This is a genomic window from Enterobacter cloacae complex sp. IR5402, from assembly GCF_049238125.1.
Taxonomy (GTDB): Bacteria; Pseudomonadota; Gammaproteobacteria; order Enterobacterales; family Enterobacteriaceae; genus Enterobacter; species Enterobacter hormaechei_C.
The window spans coordinates 377,251-400,177 of the sequence record NZ_JBMKHO010000002.1 but is presented as its reverse complement, the minus strand read 5'-3'; the positions used below and the strand labels follow the sequence as shown (position 1 = coordinate 400,177).

Below are 22,927 nucleotides of genomic sequence, written 5' to 3'. Positions count from 1 at the left end.
GCCTTAAAGGTATTTAAAAGGTATTATCACATGGTATGTTACATGCGTACCTCTGACATGCAGGATTAAAAAATGAAAACGAAAGTCCAACTGTCATTCATGATGTTCGTTGAATGGTTTATCTGGGGCGCATGGTTTGTGCCGCTGTGGCTGTGGCTGAGTAAGAGCGGGTTTACCGCCGGGGAAATTGGCTGGTCGTATGCCTGTACCGCGATTGCCGCGATCCTCTCTCCTATCCTGGTCGGCTCGCTGACGGACCGTTTCTTCGCCGCCCAGAAAGTGCTGGCCGTGCTGATGTTCGCTGGCGCGATTCTGATGTATTTCGCAGCACAGCAAACCCAGTTCAGCACCTTCTTCCCGCTGCTGCTGGCCTACTCCCTGACCTATATGCCGACCATCGCGCTGACCAACAGCATCGCCTTCGCAAACGTCGATGACGTAGAGGCTGATTTCCCGCGCATCCGCGTGATGGGCACCATCGGCTGGATTGCCTCCGGCCTGGCGTGCGGCTTCCTGCCGCAGATGATGGGCTATAGCGACATCTCTGACACCAATATTCCGCTGCTGATGACCGCTGCCAGCTCCCTTCTGCTTGGCGTCTTCGCGCTGTTCCTGCCGAATACCCCGCCGAAGAGTACCGGCAAGCTGGATTTCAAAGTGATGCTGGGGCTGGATGCGCTGATCCTGTTGCGCGATAAAAACTTCCTGGTGTTCTTCTTCTGCTCGTTCCTGTTCGCCATGCCGCTGGCCTTCTACTACATCTTTGCCAACGGCTATCTCACCGAAGTGGGGATGAAAAACGCCACCGGCTGGATGACCCTCGGCCAGTTCTCTGAAATCTTCTTCATGCTCGCTCTGCCGTTCTTTACCAAACGCTTTGGTATTAAGAAGGTCTTGCTGCTGGGCCTGATCACCGCCGCCATTCGCTACGGTTTCTTTGTTTACGGCGGCGCCGAGCAATACTTCACCTACGCCCTGCTGTTCCTCGGCATTCTGCTGCACGGCGTAAGCTATGACTTCTATTACGTCACCGCGTACATCTACGTGGATAAAAAAGCGCCCGTGCATATGCGCAACGCGGCGCAGGGCTTGATCACGCTGTGCTGTCAGGGCTTTGGTAGCCTGCTGGGTTACCGTCTCGGCGGCGTGATGATGGAAAAAATGTTCGCATATAAAGAGCCGGTGAATGGGCTGACCTTCAACTGGGCCGGAATGTGGACGTTTGGTGCAATCATGATTGTGGTGATTGCCGTGCTGTTTATGCTGTTTTTCCGCGAATCGGATAAAGAGATCACCGCAATTGAGGTGGTTGATGGCGATACCGCGCTGACACGAGGGGAAGTTAAATGAAACAAGACCGTATTCTCGGTGCTCTTTACGGGCAGGCGTTAGGGGATGCGATGGGGATGCCGTCGGAGCTGTGGCCGCGCAAGCGGGTGAAAGCGCACTTCGGCTGGATCGACCGTTTCTTACCCGGCCCGGCTGAGAATAATGCCGCCTGTTACTTTAAGCAGGCCGAATTTACGGATGATACGTCAATGGCGCTGTGCCTGGCCGACGCGATTATCGAATGCGACGGGGAAATTAACCCTGACGTTATCGGTAAGCATATTCTGGACTGGGCGCTGGATTTTGACGCGTTCAATAAGAATGTGCTCGGCCCGACCTCCAAAATTGCCCTGAACGCCATCCGTGACGGCAAGCCGGTGAGCCAGCTGGAGAACAACGGCGTCACCAACGGTGCGGCGATGCGCGCCTCCCCGCTGGGATGCCTGCTGCCGGCCACGCGTCTGGCGCACTTTGTGGAACAGGTTGCGTTAGCCTCCAGCCCGACCCATAAATCGGATCTCGCCATCGCCGGTGCGGTGGTGATCGCCTGGGCGGTTTCACGCGCTATCGACGGCGAGCGCTGGCATCACATCGCCGATGCCCTGCCGGGTATTGCCCGTGCGGCGCAGGAGGCGAACACGACCACCTTCAGCGCATCGCTTTCCGCTCGTATTGAGCTGGCCCTGAAAACCGTGCGCGAAGCCAACGGTACCGAGTCCGCCAGCGAGCAGATCTATCAGCTTATTGGCGCGGGCACGAGCACCCTTGAGTCCGTTCCGGCGGCGATTGCGATGGTCGAACTCGCGGGCACCGATCCGAACCGCTGCGCGGTGTTATGCGCCAACCTGGGCGGTGATACTGACACTATCGGCGCGATGGCAACGGCCATCTGCGGTGCGCTGCACGGTGTACAGGCCATTGATCCGGCACTCAAAAACGAACTTGATGCCGTAAACCGGCTCGATTTCGGCCACTACTGTGAAAAACTGCTGCACTTCCGGGAGCACAGGGAGGGCGTATGAGTGCTTTTGCCCGCCGTCTCGAAACCCTTCACGCCACGCGTCCCGTAACGGTGCTCGGCGCGGCGGTCATCGACGTGATTGCCGACGCCTACGCTCTGCCCTGGCGCGGGTGTGATATCGAACTGAAGCAACAGGGAGTGAATATTGGCGGCTGCGCGCTGAATATCGCCATCGCCCTGAAGCGGCTCGGCATTGCTGCGCAAAACGCGCTTCCTGTCGGCCACGGCGTGTGGGCCGATATTATCCGTAACGCCATGGCGAAGCAGGATCTGCACAGCGCCGTGGAAGCGGAAACGGGCGATAACGGCTGGTGCCTGGCGCTGGTGGAGCCTGACGGTGAACGGACCTTTATGTCGTTCAGCGGCGTGGAGAATCAGTGGCAGCAGCGCTGGCTGGACGGGTTAAGCGTGCCGGCAGGGAGCCTGATCTCTTTGTCCGGCTACCAGCTGGCGTCCCCCAGCGGTGAGCTGCTGACGGCCTGGCTGGAAAGTCTTCAGGATGCGACGCTCTTTATCGATTTCGGTCCGCGCATCGCGGATATTCCCGACCCGCTGATGGCAAGGATTATGGCCTGCAAACCGATGGTCTCGCTTAATCGTCAGGAGGCGGAACTTGCCGCAGAATGGCTTGGCGTAAGCGTGGAAGAGCTCGGCACACGGTGGCAGCAGAGGTTTGGCGCTGCGCTGATCGTACGCCATGATAAAGACGGGGCGGTCTGGTATGACGGTGACGCTTCCGGACACGTTCCGGCGTTTCCTGCTACCGTGGTCGATACCATCGGCGCGGGTGACAGCCATGCGGGAGGTACCCTTGCCGGTCTGGCCGCGGGATGGTCACTGCCAGAGGCGGTGCAGCTTGGCAATGCCGTAGCCGCCTGGGTAGTCAGCCATCGCGGTGGCGACTGCGCCCCCACGCGCGAGGCCCTACTCCTCGCACACAAAGACGTATAGGTCGCTGCGGCAGTAGCTGATGCTGTACTCAATTGGCCGGTGCTGTTGATCGAGCGCGACTTGCTTGATCACCAGCACCGGTATCTTATCGTCCATCTTGATATGCGCCTGAAACTCGCTGTCCGGCATCCGGGCGCTGACGCGGGACCGGGTGCGCTGCGGAAAGATATTCTGGCTGCGGAAGTAATCATAAAGCGAGACGCCAATGTCGTCCGGGTTGGGAATTAATCCTACTGGTACCCAGGACTCCTCTATCGATACTGCATCGTCATCCACATAGCGGATGCGCTTAAGCAGAAATACATCACTGTCTGGCGCAAGGGAAAGGTGGCGGGCGATCTCCTCCGGACATTTCACGACGCGTTTATTAACCCACAGCGTGTTGGGCGTTTTGCCCCGCAGCACCACCTGCTGAGAAAACCCGCGCGCCTCTTTTAGCGAATATTCAAAGATATTGTTGATTTGCGTACCGTATCCACGCGCGCGGGTGACGACGCCAGCCTCTTCCAGCGCCTGCATCGCTTTACGCACCGTAATGCGCGACACACCGGCAAGCAGGCTCAGATCGCGCTCGCCAGGCAAAATATTACCGTGCGCGAGCACGCCGCTGCGTACCGCGTTTTTAACCGTTTCGGCAAATTTCAGATACAGCGGCGTGTTGTCCGGTGCGGCAATTCGTTCCTTGAGTTGAGCAATTAACCGGGTATGCGCTTGTTCCATCTCTGTTTTTCTCTGGCATAAGGTTTTATGCCAGTATACGGCTTACCACCATGCATGAAAATGGTGAACCGGCCCAATACCGTGACCCACTTCCAGAGAATCGGCTTTTGCCAGCGCGTCCGAGAGCCAGATCTTCGCCTCCTGTACCGTATCCGCCCAGTTCGCGTTTCGGGGACGCAGCGCCGCCAGCGCCGCCGAGAGCGTACAGCCCGTGCCGTGGGTGTTTTTGGTCTGTACGCGCGGGGCGGTGAAACGTTGCGCGCCATCGTGGGTGAAGAGCCAGTCCGGGCTTTCTGCATCATCGAGATGACCGCCTTTCATCAGTACCGCGCGACACCCCATCGCCAGCAGCGCATTGCCCTGCTCTTTCATTTCACGTTCGTTTTGCGCGTGTGGCGCATCCAGCAGCGCGGCGGCCTCAGGCAGGTTTGGCGTGATCAGCGCCACCTGCGGCAGCAGCTTTTTACGCAGGGTGTCGACGGCCGAGGCGGAGAGCAGCGGATCGCCGCTTTTGGCCAGCATCACGGTATCGAGCACCACGTTTTTTATCTGATAACGTTTGAGACGTTCCGCGACCGCTTCAACAATGTCCGCCTCTGCGAGCATGCCAATTTTGGTGGTGTCGATACGTACATCGCTGAATACCGAATCCAGCTGTGCGGCGACAAAATCCGGCTCAATGCGATACACCGACTGTACACCGCGCGTGTTTTGCGCCACCAGCGCGGTGATAACCGAACATCCGTAAGCGCCGAGCGCAGAGAAGGTTTTCAGGTCTGCCTGGATCCCCGCTCCGCCGCTGGGATCGGTTCCCGCAATAGTCAGGGCATTTATGCGTGTCATACCTGTTCCTCCAGCGCGTAAAGCGCGTCCAGAAACGCGGAGGAAAAGCTGCCGGGCCCCCGGCTTTGAGTCAGGGCAACTGACCCTGCGCGCTTCATAAAGCCGCAGGCAGCCGTCGCGTTATCAAGCCTGTCGCCAGGCAGCGAGCAGCAGGCGGCGACGACCGCCGAGAGCGCACAGCCAGTTCCTACCACGCGGGTCATCAGCAGGTCGCCGCCCGCGACCGTACGGGTTCGCTGACCATCAGTGATGTGATCCACTTCTCCTGTGACGACCACAACGGCATGGGTCTGACGGGCGAGCGTCTGCGCAGCGGTCAACGCGCTCGCTGCCGTATCGGTGGAATCAACCCCCCGCCCGCCCGCACTCATTCCGGCAAGGGCGAGGATTTCGGAGGCGTTTCCACGAATGGCCGCAGGTTTAAGGGATAATATTTGCTGGCAAAAACGGGTGCGGAACGCCAGCGCGCCAACCGCAACCGGATCCAGAACCCAGGGTGTGCCCGCGGCTACAGCGCTCTCAATAGCCCGACGCATCGACTGGGCGCGCGGTGCGGTGAGTGTACCCACGTTGATGAGCAGAGCATCGGCAAGCGCGGCAAACTGTTCCGCTTCCTCGGCTTCGATCACCATTGCCGGGGAAGCGCCCAGCGCGAGCAGCACGTTGGCGGTGAAGGTCTGCACGACATCGTTGGTCATACAGTGCGTGAGCGGGGAACGGGTTCGGAATTGATGTAAAACGTGTGAGTCGAGCAGGTCAGGCTGCATGGTTTCGCTCCTGCCGTGCGTGAAGAAGCGATGACCGGGTAGGCATCTGACTTCCCTACGCTGGCATTATCCAGATCAGGTAATACGGGTATTTCTCAGCCTTCACAAAGAAGGGCACCCCGAGTCAAATTACTTATAAAACAGTTACTTACAAAATGGCGTTTCGTAGTCATGTAGTGTAACCGGGGGGTAACCCGGGTGCAAGGAGTTTTGGGCTGTCCGTTAACCCCCTGTAACGAACAATAAACGACAAGATATTAACTACGCTCAATATGTATACATTATTGTTCAGTTAATTATCCCGCCATATTTGTTAAGAACTCATTAAATATAATATTCACTTTCTGTGCTGAGAAATTTTATTTTTATCCATAATGACTCACCGGGAGTGATTTTATAAGACAGCCCACCTGCTTTCGTATGAAATAAACTCAGGCATCAATGTAAACATTTATTTTGCAGAAATTTATTTCTGTCAATTACTTAATCTGACCCTCTCATTTCCCTCGTCATTTTCACTTTAATGTTTACATTAATAACAACCGCAAAATAACTTTTACGCCCTCGGAACTATTTATAGTATTTATGACTTAGATCAACATCATTGGTTTGCGTTTAATTGATAGTTCACTCGCGTTACTAAATAAGATTTAGACAACCTTCAACCGTTTTTTAAATCCAAAAAATAAAGCTGTTCAGCTTCAGTATTTTCGATAATTAATGATGTGAGCTTTTTAAATGAAATCTATGAATAAAAACTTTACTGCTATTTTTGTAATGGGCATTGTCTTAGCGGGTACAATGAGCCAGGCTGAAGCCGCGAATACGGTTTGGGACGATCAGCAAATCACCAATATTGTAAATGACCATCAGGATCAAATTACACAAAACAACGCTGATAGTATTAACCGTGATAGCGCAACGGATAACCGCTTAACGCAGGTTAACGACGACCTTCAGTCCACAAAACTAGGCGTGTTAGTCGTGGATAAAATGGCTAACGACGCACATCAGAAAGCGTTGCTTGCTGGCGCACTTACCGATACCGCCAGTCTGAAAAGTGAGACGGCCTTACAGGGTGTGGCGACTAACGGCACAGCCATTATCAACCTTCAACACGTCGATAATATTCAGGATAGCCGCCTTACTGCTCTCGAAAATGCACCTAAACCCATCAACGGTGCAGATGGAGCGAAAGGTGATAAAGGGGATACCGGTGCGACTGGCGCAAAGGGTGATAAAGGGGATACCGGCGCGACTGGCGCAAAGGGCGATAAAGGGGATACCGGTGTAACTGGCGCGAAGGGTGAAAAAGGCGATGCTGGCGCGACAGGTATGAAAGGTGATAAGGGTGATACTGGCGCACAAGGCATTGCGGGAAGAAACGGTCGCGACGGTGCAGACGGTCATAACGGTAAAGATGGTGTGACAACCACCGTGACACAACGACAGCTGGATACAGCTACCCAGGCGAAGGTCGCTAAAAATAGCATGGCTGTTACTGCCGCCACGCAGGATCTGCAAGCCACCAGGCAGTCATTACAGGCAATGAATACTAACACCAGCCAGCAATTTAAATCTCTGCGTGATGAAGTGGACAATAATAAGAAGCAGGCTAATGCCGGTATTTCAGGGGCGATGGCGATGGCGGGTTTGCCACAAGTGCAAACCAATCAGCGCGTCATGTTCTCTGCTGGTGGTGCGACTTACAACGGTGAGAGCGCGCTTGCTGTCGGTGCGTCCGTTAACTTTAATTCCCATGTCATCGCGAAAGTGAGCTTCTCAGATGACACTGCGAATAATATGGGCGCTTCGGTTGGGATTGGTATGGGCTTTTAAAGCGTAAAACAATCGTCGGGACAAGTATAAAACCTCATTTTAACGGATGAGCATTTCGTTGATACAAAAAGATGTCTAAATATATTTTTATTTCGGTAGCCCTGTACCTAATGCTGATTTCGTTCGGGATCTGGATCGGCGTGATGTATGTCTCCTGGTATTTGTGTCGTTTTTAAGGCAATAAAATGAAAAAATTAATGATGTTAGTCATAAGTGGTACCGTGCTTGCAGGTTGTGTCTCGCCTGCGCACGCCATAAACGCCCATTATCGCGCTCAATTAGAACGTTCGGGATGCACGCAAATTAGCGCTGGCAATGGCTCTTGCGATGTCAGCAAAACCAAAGCGGAAAACACGGCACAACACGAACCAACGGCATCCGTTCACGATCCCCTGCGTGAAGCCTCGTTCTCGTCGGATACGGTTAACGCCACGCTTTCTAACGGCTTTTTTAGCGCTACCGTGAACGGCAAAAAAGCCAGCGTTAAACGTCTGAATGCGAATTTCTATGAGATCCATGGTAACGGTTTTGTGATATCGATAAGCCTGGATGAAAACGGTATTACGGACGCGTCATGGAATAAAACGAAGGGACGCGAACACGGCGTTTTACGCGTTAGTCAGAAATAAACAGCGTAAGGAGGCTCTCTGCCTCCTTTTCGCCTGCCAATCGCACGATTTGTCACACTCTTTTGTCTGATTTTACAATGCTGACAAATCATACGTAAGCTGCTGTTTTTATTTAGCATAAAGTGCAATCTTCCCCATACAAACGGCGTTCTTCCCTGCCCTGTGCCCTGTGTCACAAAACAGTAAACAAATTAACCATTGAGCCCGGTGACAAAAGGCTCTATATTGGCGGCGTTTTTTTCAGGCCCCATCTGTTTTTTAACTTTTTATTCAATCGTGGCTCATAACGAAGCGGCGGTTGTAGGAGTGATATGATGACGGATAAAGTCCGTATTGACACCGTAGATGCCCACAAAAGCAACGAAACCTATCTGGCCCGTCAGGCCGAATTTGAATCTAACGTCAGGAGTTATCCGCGCAAACTGCCTTTAGCGATCACAAAAGCAGAAGGCGTGTGGATCACCGATGCAGATAATAATGAATACCTTGACTGTTTAGCAGGCGCAGGCACCCTCGCGCTTGGACACAATCATCCTGATGTGCTGAAAAGCATCCAAAATGTCATTACCAGCGGCTTGCCGTTACATACCCTGGATCTGACCACGCCGCTGAAAGACGCGTTTTCAGAATACCTTCTCTCTCTGTTGCCTGGTCAGGGCAAAGAGTACTGCCTGCAATTCACTGGCCCGTCCGGGGCTGACGCCGTTGAAGCGGCGCTGAAGCTGGCGAAAAAAGTGACCGGTCGTAGCGGTATCATCAGTTTCTCTGGTGGTTACCACGGTATGACCCACGGCGCACTGTCCGTCACCGGCAACCTGTCTCCTAAAGAAGCGGTTGACGGTATGATGCCAGAAGTCCAGTTCATGCCTTACCCACACGAGTACCGTTGCCCACTGGGTATCGGTGGTGAAGCGGGCGTGAAGGCGCTGACCTACTACTTCGAAAATCTGATTAACGACGTTGAAAGCGGCGTGCGTAAACCTGCCGCGGTGATCCTCGAAGCCGTTCAGGGTGAAGGTGGCGTGAACCCGGCACCTGTTGAGTGGTTGCAGCGCATCCGTAAAGTCACTCAGGAACACGGTATCCTGCTGATCCTCGACGAAGTCCAGGCTGGCTTTGCCCGTACCGGTAAATTCTTTGCCTTCGAACACGCAGGTATCGAGCCAGACATCATCGTGATGTCTAAAGCAGTCGGTGGCGGTCTGCCGCTGGCCGTGCTCGGTATCAAAAAGCAGTTCGATGCATGGGCGCCAGGCCACCATACCGGTACCTTCCGCGGCAACCAGCTGGCGATGGCAACCGGTCTGACGACGCTGAAGATCCTGAAAGACCAGAATATCGCGAGCAAAGTGGCCGCACAGGGCGAATGGCTGAAAGGCCAGCTGAAAGAGATGGCGAAACGCTATCCGGTTATCGGTCACGTTCGCGGTCTGGGCATGATGATCGGTATTGAGATCGTTAAGCCGCACGAAGCCGCTGACCAAATGGGTTGCTTCCCGGGCGACGGCGAGCTGTCTGCACTGATTCAGAAGAAGTGCTTCGAAGCAGGCTTGATTCTGGAGCGTGGCGGCCGTAACGGTATCGTTCTGCGTCTGCTGCCTTCTCTGCTGATCAGCGATGACGAGCTGAAAGTCTTCCTGGATAAATTCGAGCAGGCACTGCTTGCTGCGGGCGTTAGCCCGGCGTAACCGGAGTTATTGATTACGATGTCTGATTCAAACCCAATTTTGTTCTCCTCTGCGCAGAGCATTGAAGCTTACCAGCAGGCGATTGAACAAAGCACTCAGGCTGTGATGCAGTGGCTGAAACAGCCTGAGATGTACCAGGGCAAAACGGTCGCGGAGCTGCGCGACCGTATTAAGCTGGATTTCAACCCGAAAGGGCTGGGCAACGAAGCGGCGATTGAACGCGCCGTGGAGTTCTTCCTGAAAGACAGCTTGTCCGTTCATCACCCGCAGTGTGTGGCGCACCTGCACTGCCCAAGCCTGGTGGTTAGCCAGGCGGCGGAAGTACTGATTAACGCCACCAACCAGAGTATGGACTCCTGGGATCAAAGCCCGTCCGCAACCATCATCGAGATCAAACTGATCGAGTGGCTGCGTACCCGCGTGGGTTATCAGGCTGGCGACGCAGGCGTCTTCACCAGCGGCGGTACCCAGAGTAACCTCATGGGGCTGATGCTGGCGCGTGACGCGTTCTTTGCGCGTCAGGGCCATTCTGTTCAGCAGGACGGTCTGACAGGCGATCTGCGTAAGATCCGCGTGCTGTGTTCGGAAAATGCCCACTTCTCCGTGCAGAAAAACATGGCGCTGATGGGTCTGGGCTACCAGTCCGTGGTGCAGGTGAAAACGGACGAATTCTCCCGCATGGATCTCACCGATCTGGCGGCGAAAATCGAACAGTGCAACGCGAACGGCGAGCAGATCCTGGCGATTGTGGCCACGGCCGGTACGACCGATGCGGGTGCTATCGATCCGCTGCGTGCTATTGCTGAGCTGGCTGCGAAACAGAATATCTGGGTGCACGTTGATGCGGCCTGGGGCGGCGCGCTGCTGATGTCTGAGCAGTATCGTCACTACCTGGACGGTATCGAGCTGGTGGATTCCGTCACCCTGGACTTCCACAAGCAGTTCTTCCAGACCATCAGCTGCGGTGCGTTCCTACTGAAAGAAGCGCGTCACTATGAGCTGATGCGCTATCAGGCGGCCTATCTGAACTCTGAGTTCGATGAAGAAGCGGGTGTACCTAACCTGGTCTCCAAATCTCTGCAAACCACGCGCCGTTTCGACGCGCTGAAACTGTGGATGAGCCTGGAAGCGCTGGGTCAGGAGCAATACGCGGCAATCATCGATCACGGCGTGACGCTGGCACAGCAGGTTGCGGCTTACGTGAAAGAGCAGTCTGCTCTGGAACTGGTGATGCAACCCCAGCTGGCAAGCGTGCTGTTCCGCTTCCGTCCGCAGGCGCAAATGGATGACGCCGGTATTGCCCTGCTGAACCAGAAAATTGGCGATGCGCTGCTGGAGTCTGGCCGTGCAAACGTCGGTGTGACCGAGCATAACGGTATCACCTGCCTGAAGCTGACTCTGCTGAACCCAACCGTGACGCTGGAGGATGTTAAAGTCCTGCTGTCTCTGGTTGAGCGTACCGCGCAGGAAGTGATGACGAAGTAATGCTTATCCCTCTCCCACCCGGGAGAGGGATTGTTTTTCCCGCGCTAACGCCTGTCTCCTTTTTTCCTCGAAGCATAACCGTAGTCACACTGGCTGTACCCCGAGCTGTAAAACAGCGCTGCGGATTTAACAATATCGTTGAGGATTGTGCCGCTGACCTTCACACCAACATGCTGGAGACGTTTAACAGTATTCTCCATCTCTTTCACGCTGGTTTTATCGAAACGGGCAACCATTAGCGTTGTTCCGGCTGCTCTGGCGACCAGCGAGGCATCGGTGACGGCCAGGACCGGCGGAGTATCAATGATGACAATGTCATATTGCTCGTTAACCCAGGACATGATGTCAAGGAAGCGTTCGCTTAAAAGCAATTCTAACGGACGCAGGGGTTCCGGGCCGCAGGTGATGACGTCAATTCCCGCTTTTTCAGCATGCTGAATGACCTCTGTAAAGTCGCATTTCCCTTCGAGCAGGCAGGACAATCCGTAGCGGTTCTCCAGGCCAAAAATATTATGAACATAGCCCTGGCGCATATCCGCATCAATAAACAGCACCCGCTGACCGCTCTGCCCGGCGACGGCCGCCAGATTCGTCGCCACCAGCGTTTTTCCGCAGTCCTGAGTGGGGCCAGAAATCATCACAATGCGGTTCTCAGCCTCCATCATGGCGAAATACAGACTGGTTCGCAGCCCGCGTACAGCTTCAACAAACATATCAGCAGGGCGATCGACGGGCAGGAAAGGCACATCCGAGGTTTTGTGTTTCCAGCGACGAGAGAACGGATTTTTTCTGCGCAAATGCGTTTTACTCCACAGCCACTGGGAACGTGGCAACGTAGCCAGAACCGGCAGCCCCTGCGCTTCCAGCTGCTCGGAAAGCGTGATCCCACGTTTGAACGCCTGGCGTACCAGCACGGTCCCCATTGCGAGCATTAGGCCGAACAGCGCGCCAAGAATGATGATTAACGCTTTTCGCGGCTTTATCGGATCCGGGTGCGTAACCGCCTCATCAATGATCCTCACGTTCCCGACAGCGCTGGAGCGGGAAATATTCAGCTCCTGCTGACGCGTCAATAGCTGTAAATAAATGGTGCGGCCCGACTCAACATCGCGGCTCAGGCGTAAAATCTCCTGCTGCGTGGAGGGCATAGCTGACACACGGTTATTCAGGCGATCCCGTTCCCGCTCAAGGGTCTGTCTCTTTTCATGCAATGCACGATAGGTAGGGTGACTCTTTTTAAAGAGCTGGGAGATCTCTGCCTCCCGGAACGTCAGCTCATTTAGCTGGTTCTCAACGTTCACTACCTGATCCAGTACGGATTTTGCCTCTAAAGACAGATCCACCGAGTCACGCTGCGCCCGATAAGCATTCAGCCGTGCTTCAGCCTGATCCAGATCCGCTCTGATTTTCGGCAACTGCTCCTGTAAAAAATCCAGACTACGAGAATCCTGAGCCTCCTGGCGCGCGATATTTTGCTGAAGATAATTGTCAGCAATCGCATTCAGCACCCGGGCGATGTTGTCAGGATCTTCACCCGTCAGGGTTAAGGTCACGATACCACTCTGTTTCTCCGACTCCGCAACCATGAGGCTCTTCTTCAGGGCGTTGATCGTCTCCAGCCGCGTCAACGATTTAAGCGAAAATTGCGTGCCTGGCGTCGCCTCAATCGACGTCACCAGCAGAACGATCCCTTGCGTGACCAGCGTTTTCCCAACCCGACCGTCTGCCTTAATGTTTTCGCCCGTCAGGTGATATTTTCCCGCTTCCTGTACGGTCAGCGTGAGCCCTTGCGCCTTGCCTTCCACCTGCGGGATCTGGAGTTCGCCTAACGTGATCTTACCCTGCCCGCGCCCTTGCAGACGCTGCCAGAGACGCCCCACCACAGGCAAAACGCGCTGCTTTGCCTGCTGCGTCAGACCTAATTTGTCGACGGTCTCGCCGAGGATCATGCGTGATTTCAGCAGTAAAATTTCAGGGGCAACATCCGGCGAAACATCGGTGCCCAGCTGACTCAGCCCTTTAAGCAGACTGTTATCCTGTTTGCTTTCTATTTGCACCATGGCATCCGCCTGATAAACAGGGGGCGTAACCCAGGCATAGAGACCGGCGCATAGGGTGAACAGGAATGTCACGCACAGAATCATCGTGCGGTGGTCGATCATCTCGACGAGCAAACGAACGAGATCGACTTCATGTTGTTGGGGTGCCGCTGCACCATAATTGTCTGTTGTGTAAGACGACATTAATGCTTCATTCCTTTCTGACCTAAACGACGTGCCCATTCCTGGCTGGCTTTACCCAATAGCCCGAACACATATTCAAACGCTTCCCGGCTTTTACGGTAGGGATCGGGGATATCCTGCGGCTCCAGCCATTGCCCAAAAAGCAGCGACTTTCCCCTGCTCTCCGGCGCCATGGCCGCAATGAAGCGAAGATGTTCCGGCTCCATCACTAGGATAAGATCGGCTCCCTGCATCAGATTGCGTGTCAGCCGGCGCGCCACATGACCGTCGAGGGAGATCCCATGCCGCCAGGCCACGTCCTGGGCGCTGTCATCCGCCGGGCACCCCTCAAGCCCGTATATCCCCGCCGAGGCGATATGTCTGTCGGGCAGGTGCTGGCGTAAAAGCCGCTCCCCAATCGGAGAACGGCAGATATTTCCGGTGCAAACCACGAGTATTGATTTGAACATTATTGCGGCCACGATCTGATGTAACGAACCGTTTCGGTAAGGTCATGCACCCCGCTGATGGTCGGAACAAGCTGTGATATCACGCGATTCCAGCGGGACAGTGGTGCAGTGGTGACATAGACAATGTCATAAGGCTCAAGCTGAAACTCGGTGCCTAACACCATGGCTGATGCGTCCTGAGCATTGAGCTGGTAGATGTTGGCAATTTTCTCTGAACGCTCGCTTTTCGGCAGCGAACGAATGACAAAAATTCCGGTGGCATCGGCCATATTCTGGTTCAGCCCACCCGCATTGCCCAGCGCTTCGGCCAGGGTCATGCCGCTGCGATCCATTTTCAGCGTGCTCTGTTTAACGACCTCGCCCATGACGAACACTTTCAGCGCATCGTTACGGGGGACAAACAGAATATCGCCGGGATAGAGCAGCTTATTTTGGGTGAGATCGCCATGCTGCATCAGCGCATATAGCGAGAGGCGCATATCCTTCCCATTATGCGTCAGCACGACATTGCGCCAGTCCGCGTCGGCAGAGAGCCCCCCTGCGGCGTTCACGGCATCCATTACCGTTAACGGGATATTGGTGATAGCCTGCTGCCCCGACTTCACCACCTCGCCCGTCACATAGGCTTTTTGCGAGCGGAAAGAGGCGACGCTGACGTCCACCTGCGGACTTTCAATGACATTGTTCAGCCGGGCCGTGATCTCCTCGCGTACCCGTGCGACCGTTTTGCCTGCCACCTGCAATTTACCGACATAAGGATAGAAAAGCGTACCGTCGGCATTAACCCAGTTACCGGTGTCACTGGCGCTGCGATACTGCCCTGCCGGGGTTGTCAGTTCAGGGTGATCCCAGACGGTGACGGTCAAAATATCCCCAACGCCGATACGGTATTCCCAGTTTTTGACCTGTTCATCCAGCTTAGGATTTGCCTGAGATTTAAGGGCCGATGGTCGCAATTTTTCAATTAACGAAGGCGTAAGAGGATAAACATCAATCCGCTTCTCCAGACGATCGTTTGCATTTTCTGTGGTCATCACCTGTTTTCCAGCAAGATCCAGATGCTGACCCGGTGAAAATACGCAGCCAGATAATGGCGTAATAATTAAAAACAATATCGAAAAGACTGTTGTGTTTTTCATTGAGTAAAAATTTCTTTTTATAGTATTGATTATCGAATACGTACCGAAATGATTCTTTCCATACTAAAACAACCGCTTACCGCTAAATTAATTAACAGTGATGGCCGTAACATTTAAAAAACCACAGCATTCCTGCGGCCTGGCTTTTACAGCCATGCATCGTCTGACTTACGGATTAGGAAACAGGGTTTCGGGCAATCTTAAATGTTCTATTCGTTTAATGCATGCCTGGATCTTTGTAAATTTGCTTTGAAAAAGTTTTTTCAGAATTAATTAATAAACCCATAATTATGTTATCTGCGTAAGCCAATATTTATTCATCGAAGAAATAATTAATGACGGTTGCGACTACACAAAACCGTGCGCTTTTGTTACATTTTTTGCAAACTCACCCTGTGAGGATACTTAAAATGAACTGTCTGCCATCCGTTTGCGGATCTGCACACAAAAAGTATCAGTAACGATATGACTGGAGAAAAAATGGCTAAGCGTAAATTGTTGCTTCTGGGTGTATTAGTGTCACTGGCGGGGGCCGCGCACGCTGCACCGCAAGCGTCGACAGCGCCTTCCGGCATCAAGGCCTACGAAGAACAAGAGTTTATTGCCGATTTTACGAAGTTCAAAATTGGCGACACCGCGCCCGCGCAGTATCAGACGCCCGAGTACACCATCAAACAGTACCAGCTACGTAACCTTCCTGCGCCCGATGCCGGCACACACTGGACCTACATGGGCGAGAATTATGTTCTGATTGGCGATGCCGATGGCAAAATCTACAAAGCCTATAACGGAGATATTTTCTATCACCGCTGATACGATCCTAATCCGTCCGTGGCAGGAGAGCGATCGCCCTTTCCTGCGCACGCTGTTCCTCCACGCCCGGCGTGAAGCCTGGCCGTGGCTGGACAGTTCTGCGTGGCAGCTTGAAGATTTTGACGCGGCAACCCTGGACGAAGAGATTTGGGTGGCGGAGCAGGATGGGCACCGACTTGGCTTTGCCTCAGTCTGGACGAACGATAATTTTCTGCACAACCTGTTTGTCGATCCGCAGTATCAGCGTCTGGGAGTGGGTCATTTGTTACTGGAACAGGTACAGAAGACATTTACCAGTACAGGCGCGCTGAAGTGTCTGGTGAAGAATGAACGGGCTATTGCGTTTTACCATCGCCACGGCTGGCACATTGAAGCGACGGGAGATTCTCCGGACGGGGAGTATTATTTGATGCACTATCGGCTTGGGTAAAGTCAGGTGGCGCTATGCTTACCTGACCTACAAAATCGAGGTAGGCCGGGTAAGGCAAAGCCGTCACCCGGCACTAACGCGCAGAGGCGTTACACCGCGCGGAAGGCGATTTCACCCGGGATCACTTCCCCCTGCCAGTAGAGCTGCGCCGCAACGCGCCCTGCAAGCTGGCGATACATCTGGGCAAATTCGCTGTCCGGGCGGCTGACCACCGTTGGTTTCCCGCTGTCCAGGTCTTCACGCAAGGAAATATGCAGCGGCATCTGCCCCAGCAGCTGGGTGTGATACTGCGCAGCCAGCTTCTCCGCACCGCCGGTACCAAAGATGGGCTCATGGTGCCCGCAGTTGCTGCAAATATGCATGCTCATGTTCTCGACGATACCCAGTACCGGCACCTCTACCTTCTCGAACATGACAATGCCTTTTTTGGCGTCGATCAGCGCGATATCCTGCGGCGTGGTGACTACGACGGCGCCGGTAACCGGAATGTTCTGCGCCAGCGTCAGCTGGATATCACCGGTGCCCGGCGGCATGTCCAGCACCAGATAATCGAGGTCAGGCCACATTGTCTCCTGCAACATTTGCAGCAGCGCCTTGCTGGCCATCGGGCCACGCCAGACCATCGCGTTATCGTCAGTAACCAGATATCCAATGGAGTTGGTCGCCAGACCGTGCGCCACGATTGGCGCCATGTGGGTGCCGTCCGGCGAAGTTGGACGCTGGTTTTCCGCTCCCAGCATGTTTGGAATGGACGGGCCATAGATATCCGCATCCAGAATGCCGACCTTCGCCCCTTCTGCCGCCAGTGCAAGCGCCAGATTCACGGCGGTAGATGATTTACCCACCCCGCCCTTGCCAGAGCTGACGGCGATGATGTTCTTCACGCCGTTAACGCCCGGCTGATTTTTCACGCGCTTGAGCGTGGCGATGCTGTGGCTTAGCTTCCAGTCAATTGCTTTTGCGCCAGTAATGCGCAGCAGCTCAGAGCTGGTTTGCTCTTTCAGGGCATCAAAGGCGCTGGTCCAGACGAACGGCATCTGTAGCTCGATGTGAAGCGTATCGTCCAGCCATGCGACGTGATGAAGCGCTTTCAGCGTCGTGAGATTGTGCTTCAGGGTTGGATGCTGAAAATTAGCCAGCGTCCCGGCGACCATTGCTCGTAAGGCTTCCGGTGATTTGGCCTGGGATTGAGAACTCATCCCGACTCCTTTGTTCTTGTGAATAAGACCTTAGACAAACAAGTTTACCTGAAAGGCCGCGGTTTGTGCTTACTTAATAATGCCCCTTTTGGTAATATCGAAAACCCTTTTCACAGTTAAAAGAAGAAATGCCTACTATGACTCAAGTCGCGAAAAAAATTCTGGTAACGTGCGCCCTGCCGTACGCCAACGGCTCAATCCACCTCGGCCACATGCTGGAGCATATCCAGGCTGATGTCTGGGTCCGTTACCAGCGAATGCGCGGCCACGAGGTGAACTTTATCTGTGCGGACGATGCCCACGGCACGCCGATCATGCTGAAAGCGCAGCAGCTGGGCATTTCCCCGGAACAGATGATCGCCGAAATGAGTCAGGAGCATCAGACCGATTTTGCTGGCTTTGACATCAGCTATGACAACTATCACTCCACACACAGCGACGAAAACCGCGAGCTGTCAGAGCTGATCTACACCCGTCTGAAAGAGAACGGTTTCATTAAAAACCGCACCATTTCTCAGCTGTACGATCCGGAAAAAGGCATGTTCCTGCCGGACCGTTTCGTTAAAGGCACCTGTCCGAAATGTAAATCCCCGGACCAGTACGGCGATAACTGCGAAGTGTGCGGCGCGACCTACAGTCCGACCGAGCTTATCGAACCGAAATCCGTGGTTTCCGGCGCGACGCCGGTGATGCGTGACTCCGAGCACTTCTTCTTCGACCTGCCGTCGTTCAGCGAAATGCTGAAGGCATGGACCCGCAGCGGTGCATTGCAGGAGCAGGTCGCGAACAAAATGCAGGAGTGGTTCGAATCCGGTCTGCAACAATGGGATATCTCCCGCGATGCGCCATACTTTGGCTTCGAAATCCCGAACGCGCCGGGCAAATATTTCTACGTCTGGCTGGATGCGCCGATTGGCTACATGGGCTCCTTCAAGAATCTGTGTGACAAGCGCGGCGACACCGTAAGCTTCGACGAATACTGGAAGAAAGATTCCGATGCCGAGCTGTATCACTTCATCGGTAAAGACATCGTTTACTTCCACAGCCTGTTCTGGCCAGCAATGCTGGAAGGCAGCAACTTCCGCAAGCCGACCAACCTGTTCGTACATGGCTACGTAACGGTGAACGGCGCGAAGATGTCTAAATCTCGCGGGACGTTTATTAAGGCCAGCACCTGGCTGAACCACTTCGACGCGGACAGCCTGCGCTACTACTACACCGCGAAGCTCTCTTCCCGCATCGACGATATCGACCTGAACCTGGAAGATTTCGTGCAGCGCGTGAACGCGGACATCGTCAACAAGGTGGTGAACCTGGCGTCACGTAACGCAGGTTTTATCGCCAAACGCTTTGACGGCGTGCTTTCTGCCGAACTGGCCGATCCTGAGCTGTATAAAACCTTCACCGACGCCGCCGCTGCGGTTGGCGAAGCCTGGGAAAGCCGTGAATTCGGTAAAGCCATTCGCGAAATCATGGCGCTGGCAGACGTGGCCAACCGCTATGTGGACGAGCAGGCGCCGTGGGTGGTGGCGAAACAGGAAGGTCGCGACGCCGACTTGCAGGCGATCTGCACCATGGGTCTGAACATGTTCCGCGTGCTGATGACCTGGCTGAAGCCGGTTCTGCCGCAGCTGGCAGCCCGCGCGGAAGCATTCCTGAACACCGAACTGACCTGGGATGCCATCCAGCAGCCGCTGCTCGGCCACAAGGTGAACACCTTTAAAGCGCTGTACAACCGCATCGAGATGAAGCAGGTTGAAGCCCTGGTGGAAGCATCCAAAGAAGAGGTGAAAGCGGCTGCCGCACCGGTGACCGGCCCGCTGGCGGACGATCCGATTCAGGAGACCATCACCTTTGATGATTTCGCTAAAGTCGACCTGCGCGTGGCGCTGATCGAAAACGCGGAGTTCGTGGAAGGCTCTGACAAACTGCTGCGTCTGACGCTGGATCTGGGCGGCGAGAAACGTAACGTCTTCTCCGGCATTCGTTCCGCGTACCCTGATCCGCAGGTGCTGATCGGTCGTCAGACCGTGATGGTGGCAAACCTGGCGCCGCGTAAAATGCGCTTCGGCATCTCCGAAGGGATGGTGATGGCCGCAGGCCCGGGCGGAAAAGACATCTTCCTGTTAAGCCCTGACGAAGGCGCGAAGCCGGGTCAGCAGGTGAAGTAATAAAAAAGCCGGATGAGAATCCGGCTTTTTTTTGCCTGGCGGCGCTACGCTTGCACGGGCCGACGGGTTTTGTAGGCCGGGTCAGGCGAAGCCGCCATCCGGCTAAAAATCACCCCTTCTGGTTATGCACCCGCTGCGTCAACCCACGCAGGAAATAACGCAGAAATTGATCCCCACACTCGCGGTAATTCTTATGATCCGGCGCGCGCATCATGGCGGTGATTTCCGGCATCGACACGCGAAATTTCTGCTCGGTCATGATCGCCAGAATGTCGTCAGTTTTCAGGCAGAAAGCAATACGCAGTTTTTTCAGCACCGTGTTGTTATTCACCCGACGCTCCAGCGCCAGCTCAGGAGCAGATTCATCTTTGCCGCGCTTGTCGTAGATCAGGCCGTTCAGAAAGCCCGACAGAATGATGTCCGGGCAGCGAACAAAACCCTCTTCATCTTCTTTAGTCATCCAGGTGTCGAACCCGGCGGACGTGGATTCCATGTCGGAGAGCGCAAGAATGCGCACCATGTCATTATTGTTCGCTTTCAGGGTGTAGCGCAGGCTACGAAGAATATCGTTACTTAGCATAGAGCCTTCGAATGTCGATGATGCAATGGCGCGCAGTGTATCAGTTTTACAGCCCTATCGCCTCTTTCAAACTTTTCAGGTAGCGACGACTGACGGGAACGGTTTGCCCGGCACGTAACACCAGCTCGGCCTGGCCGTTATCTTCCAGGCGGATCTCCTTCAGGTGCGCCATGTTCACCAGATACTGACGATGGCAGCGGATCAGCGGCGTGCGGCTCTCCAGCGTGCGCAGGGTCAGCTCGGTAAAGCCTTCGTTGCCTTCGGCGCTGGTGACGTATACCCCGCTCAGACGGCTGCTGACAAAGGCAACGTCGTCCATTTGCAGAAGGTAAATCCGGCTGTGCCCGGTACAGGGGATAAACTTCAGGGGCTGCTGATGCTCCGGCAGCAGCGTCACGTCCTGCGCGGTACGCTCCTGGCGCAGACGGGTCAGGGTCTTTTCAAGCCGTTTCTCTTCAATCGGTTTCAGCAGATAATCAAACGCGTGCTCTTCAAACGCCTTTACCGCGTACTCATCAAAGGCCGTCAGAAAGACGATATAGGGACGGTGCTCTGGGTCGAGCATGCCGACCATCTCCAGCCCGCTGATGCGCGGCATCTGAATATCGAGGAACAACACGTCAGGGCGCAGTTTATGCACCGCACCGATGCCTTCAATGGCATTGGCACATTCCCCCACAACCTCGATATCATTCTGCTCCTGCAACAGGACACGCAGGTTTTCCCGTGCTAACGGCTCATCATCAACAATCAGCACTCTTAACATGCGTTCTCCTCCAGCGGCAATCGTAAGGTAATTCGGGTATAGCGGTCTGGCTCACAGGCGACGGTGATACCGCAGTCGTCACCAAAATGCGCGCGCAGGCGTTTATCCACCAGGCTCATGCCCAGACCGCCTGACGCGGAAGCTTCATACAGCCCCGCGTTGTCTTCAATATCCAGCACCAGATGGTGGTTAAAACGGGACGCGGAAATCATGATTTCTCCGGTACCCAGCAGCTGCGAGGTCCCATGCTTAATGGCGTTCTCTACAATCGGTTGCAGGGTAAAGGCCGGAAGATGCTGATACGCCAGCTCATCCGGGACGGATAACGACACCTGTAAACGTGACTGGAAGCGCGCTTTTTCAATTTGCAGATAGGCGTTTACATGCTCAATCTCGTCCGCGAGGGTGACGATCTCCGAGGGACGCTTCAAATTTTTGCGGAAAAAGGTCGACAGAAATTGCACCAGCTGCGCGGCCTGATCGCTGTCGCGGCGGATCACTGCCTTCAGCGTGTTAAGCGCGTTAAACAGGAAATGCGGATTCACCTGAGCGTGCAGGAGCTTAATTTCTGACTGCGTCAGCAGCGCTTTTTGCCGTTCATACTGCCCCGCCAGGATTTGCGCCGAAAGCAGCTGGGCGATCCCCTCCCCCAGCGTGCGGTTGATGGAGCTGAACAGGCGGTTTTTGGCTTCGTAAAGCTTAATGGTGCCCATAACGCGCTGATTTTCGCCCCGCAGGGGAATGACCAGCGTAGAGCCGAGTTTGCACTGCGGATGCAGGGAACAGCGGTACGGCACTTCATTCCCGTCGGCATACACCACTTCACCCGTTTCAATAGCGCGCAGGGTATAGGCCGATGAGATCGGTTTGCCCGGCAGATGGTGGTCGTCGCCGGTGCCGGTAAACGCCAGCAGCTTTTCGCGATCGGTAATCGCCACGGCCCCGATATCCAGTTCTTTATACAGCACCTGCGCCACCTTCATGCTGTTCTCCTCGTTGAATCCCTGCCGCAGGATCCCTTCCGTCGACGCCGCAACTTTTAAGGCGGTGGCAGAAAATGCCGAGGTGTATTTTTCGAACATGGCGCGTTTGTCGAGCAGAATGCGCATAAACAGCGCCGCACCTACGGTATTGGTGACCATCATCGGTGCGGCAATACTGCTGACCAGATGTAACGCATCGTCAAACGGGCGCGCGATCAGCAGGATGATCGCCATCTGCGCCATTTCCGCCACGAAGGTGATCGCCCCGGCGGTAAGGGGACTGAACACTTTATCCGGCCGTCCGCGCTTAATCATATAGCTGTGGACGAGACCACCGAGCAGCCCTTCGACAATGGTGGAGATCATGCAGCTTAGCGCCGTCATACCGCCCATCGAATAGCGGTGCAGGCCGCCGGTTAACCCCACCAGACCGCCGACAACCGGGCCTCCGAGCAGCCCGCCCATTACCGCGCCGATGGCACGCGTATTGGCGATGGAATCCTCAATATGGAGACCAAACCAGGTCCCCATAATGCAGAATATGGAAAATACGACGTAGCAGAGGAATTTGTGCGGCAGACGGACGGTGACCTGCATCAGCGGGATAAACAGGCGCGTTTTGCTCATCAACCAGGCGATGACAAGGAACACGCACATCTGCTGAAGCAACAGCAGCACCAGATTAAACTCGTACATACTCACAAACCGCACATTCTAAAAACGCGTAACATACACTGATAGCGGTTAACTTTCTTTGAAACGTGCCAAAAAAGCGATAAATCGTGTCCGTCATCACACCTTTTGCCGGAGATAACCTTTCTTTCGTATAATTTGTACAAAAAAAAAATCAAATCTTCCTGGTTCCGCAAAGTGGGTCTACAG

Annotated in this window: 20 protein-coding genes and 1 riboswitch; of the genes, 10 read left to right on the top strand and 10 right to left on the bottom strand. The window is 54.6% G+C overall.

Annotated elements, in window-relative coordinates; all coding sequences use genetic code 11:
* Positions 1 to 72 precede the first annotated feature (72 nt).
* Genes ACOTXL_RS05135 through ACOTXL_RS05125 form a run of 3 tightly spaced genes read left to right on the top strand, consistent with a single transcriptional unit; the run spans position 73 to position 3,301 of the window.
* Positions 73 to 1,350 (top strand): nucleoside permease, encoded by a 1,278-nt coding sequence (locus tag ACOTXL_RS05135; RefSeq protein ID WP_003859236.1) that lies wholly within the window; start codon positions 73 to 75, stop codon positions 1,348 to 1,350.
* Entirely contained in the window at positions 1,347 to 2,351 is a 1,005-nt protein-coding gene (locus tag ACOTXL_RS05130; RefSeq protein ID WP_032609678.1) for an ADP-ribosylglycohydrolase family protein, read from the top strand. The genes ACOTXL_RS05135 and ACOTXL_RS05130 overlap by 4 nt, the downstream gene beginning before the upstream one ends.
* Positions 2,348 to 3,301, top strand: a complete 954-nt coding sequence (locus ACOTXL_RS05125) for a PfkB family carbohydrate kinase (RefSeq protein WP_003859240.1) — start codon at positions 2,348 to 2,350, stop codon at positions 3,299 to 3,301. The genes ACOTXL_RS05130 and ACOTXL_RS05125 overlap by 4 nt, the downstream gene beginning before the upstream one ends.
* Here ACOTXL_RS05125 and ACOTXL_RS05120 read toward each other — a convergent pair.
* From ACOTXL_RS05120 to thiM, 3 genes are read right to left on the bottom strand one after another with little or no spacing between them, the layout of a single operon-like run.
* A complete protein-coding gene (locus tag ACOTXL_RS05120) occupies positions 3,275 to 4,021 on the bottom strand; it encodes a GntR family transcriptional regulator (RefSeq protein WP_045350250.1) in 747 nt (248 codons plus the stop codon). The two genes, ACOTXL_RS05125 and ACOTXL_RS05120, sit on opposite strands and share 27 nt — an antisense overlap.
* Before the next feature lie 42 nt (positions 4,022 to 4,063).
* Positions 4,064 to 4,864 (bottom strand): bifunctional hydroxymethylpyrimidine kinase/phosphomethylpyrimidine kinase, encoded by an 801-nt coding sequence (thiD, locus tag ACOTXL_RS05115; protein WP_003859244.1) that lies wholly within the window; start codon positions 4,862 to 4,864, stop codon positions 4,064 to 4,066.
* Positions 4,861 to 5,631, bottom strand: a complete 771-nt coding sequence (gene thiM, locus ACOTXL_RS05110) for a hydroxyethylthiazole kinase (protein WP_032609682.1) — start codon at positions 5,629 to 5,631, stop codon at positions 4,861 to 4,863. The genes thiD and thiM overlap by 4 nt, the downstream gene beginning before the upstream one ends.
* Before the next feature lie 35 nt (positions 5,632 to 5,666).
* A riboswitch (TPP riboswitch) is annotated at positions 5,667 to 5,763 on the bottom strand.
* Positions 5,764 to 6,378: 615 nt separating this feature from the next.
* On the opposite strand from thiM, the gene ACOTXL_RS05105 reads away from it, so the two are divergent.
* The 4 genes from ACOTXL_RS05105 (at position 6,379) to ACOTXL_RS05090 (ending at position 11,272) form a co-directional block, all read left to right on the top strand.
* Positions 6,379 to 7,470 carry a YadA-like family protein gene (locus tag ACOTXL_RS05105; protein ID WP_072050210.1) on the top strand — a complete coding sequence of 364 codons (1,092 nt, stop codon included), beginning with the start codon at positions 6,379 to 6,381 and terminating at the stop codon, positions 7,468 to 7,470.
* A gap of 185 nt (positions 7,471 to 7,655) precedes the next feature.
* On the top strand, positions 7,656 to 8,099 hold the full coding sequence (locus ACOTXL_RS05100) for a hypothetical protein (protein ID WP_032609683.1): 444 nt from the start codon (positions 7,656 to 7,658) through the stop codon (positions 8,097 to 8,099).
* Between the two features lie 311 nt (positions 8,100 to 8,410).
* Entirely contained in the window at positions 8,411 to 9,787 is a 1,377-nt protein-coding gene (locus ACOTXL_RS05095) for a diaminobutyrate--2-oxoglutarate transaminase (RefSeq protein WP_045350249.1), read from the top strand.
* Between the two features lie 18 nt (positions 9,788 to 9,805).
* Positions 9,806 to 11,272, top strand: a complete 1,467-nt coding sequence (locus tag ACOTXL_RS05090) for a pyridoxal phosphate-dependent decarboxylase family protein (RefSeq protein ID WP_045345870.1) — start codon at positions 9,806 to 9,808, stop codon at positions 11,270 to 11,272.
* 44 nt (positions 11,273 to 11,316) lie between these two features.
* Here ACOTXL_RS05090 and ACOTXL_RS05085 read toward each other — a convergent pair whose 3' ends face one another.
* Genes ACOTXL_RS05085 through ACOTXL_RS05075 form a run of 3 tightly spaced genes read right to left on the bottom strand, consistent with a single transcriptional unit; the run spans position 11,317 to position 15,103 of the window.
* Entirely contained in the window at positions 11,317 to 13,515 is a 2,199-nt protein-coding gene (locus ACOTXL_RS05085) for a polysaccharide biosynthesis tyrosine autokinase (RefSeq protein WP_045350248.1), read from the bottom strand.
* A complete protein-coding gene (locus ACOTXL_RS05080; RefSeq protein ID WP_023314531.1) occupies positions 13,515 to 13,964 on the bottom strand; it encodes a phosphotyrosine protein phosphatase in 450 nt (149 codons plus the stop codon). Before ACOTXL_RS05080 ends, ACOTXL_RS05085 begins: the two co-directional genes overlap by 1 nt.
* Positions 13,964 to 15,103 (bottom strand): polysaccharide export protein, encoded by a 1,140-nt coding sequence (locus ACOTXL_RS05075; RefSeq protein WP_032609687.1) that lies wholly within the window; start codon positions 15,101 to 15,103, stop codon positions 13,964 to 13,966. The genes ACOTXL_RS05080 and ACOTXL_RS05075 overlap by 1 nt, the downstream gene beginning before the upstream one ends.
* 480 nt (positions 15,104 to 15,583) lie before the next feature.
* Between ACOTXL_RS05075 and ACOTXL_RS05070 the strand changes: the two genes are divergently transcribed.
* Together ACOTXL_RS05070 and ACOTXL_RS05065 are read left to right on the top strand one after the other, a co-directional pair.
* The gene (locus ACOTXL_RS05070) at positions 15,584 to 15,916 is read left to right on the top strand and encodes an RcnB family protein (protein WP_003859260.1); all 333 of its coding nucleotides are present in this window, start codon (positions 15,584 to 15,586) and stop codon (positions 15,914 to 15,916) included.
* A complete protein-coding gene (locus ACOTXL_RS05065; protein WP_032609688.1) occupies positions 15,867 to 16,346 on the top strand; it encodes a GNAT family N-acetyltransferase in 480 nt (159 codons plus the stop codon). Before ACOTXL_RS05070 ends, ACOTXL_RS05065 begins: the two co-directional genes overlap by 50 nt.
* Before the next feature lie 89 nt (positions 16,347 to 16,435).
* Here ACOTXL_RS05065 and apbC read toward each other — a convergent pair whose 3' ends face one another.
* Complete coding sequence (gene apbC, locus ACOTXL_RS05060) at positions 16,436 to 17,545, bottom strand: iron-sulfur cluster carrier protein ApbC (RefSeq protein WP_003859263.1); 1,110 nt, start codon at positions 17,543 to 17,545, stop codon at positions 16,436 to 16,438.
* A gap of 137 nt (positions 17,546 to 17,682) precedes the next feature.
* On the opposite strand from apbC, the gene metG reads away from it, so the two are divergent.
* The gene (gene metG / locus ACOTXL_RS05055) at positions 17,683 to 19,716 is read left to right on the top strand and encodes a methionine--tRNA ligase (protein ID WP_023324959.1); all 2,034 of its coding nucleotides are present in this window, start codon (positions 17,683 to 17,685) and stop codon (positions 19,714 to 19,716) included.
* A 109-nt stretch (positions 19,717 to 19,825) separates the two neighbouring features.
* Here the strand turns inward: metG and ACOTXL_RS05050 are convergent, their stop codons facing one another.
* The 3 genes from ACOTXL_RS05050 to ACOTXL_RS05040 are packed head-to-tail and all read right to left on the bottom strand — an operon-like array spanning position 19,826 to position 22,741.
* A complete protein-coding gene (locus tag ACOTXL_RS05050) occupies positions 19,826 to 20,296 on the bottom strand; it encodes a DUF1456 family protein (protein ID WP_003859267.1) in 471 nt (156 codons plus the stop codon).
* A 46-nt stretch (positions 20,297 to 20,342) separates the two neighbouring features.
* A complete protein-coding gene (gene btsR / locus ACOTXL_RS05045; protein ID WP_003859268.1) occupies positions 20,343 to 21,062 on the bottom strand; it encodes a two-component system response regulator BtsR in 720 nt (239 codons plus the stop codon).
* Complete coding sequence (locus ACOTXL_RS05040; RefSeq protein WP_003859271.1) at positions 21,056 to 22,741, bottom strand: sensor histidine kinase; 1,686 nt, start codon at positions 22,739 to 22,741, stop codon at positions 21,056 to 21,058. Before ACOTXL_RS05040 ends, btsR begins: the two co-directional genes overlap by 7 nt.
* Positions 22,742 to 22,927 lie beyond the last annotated feature (186 nt).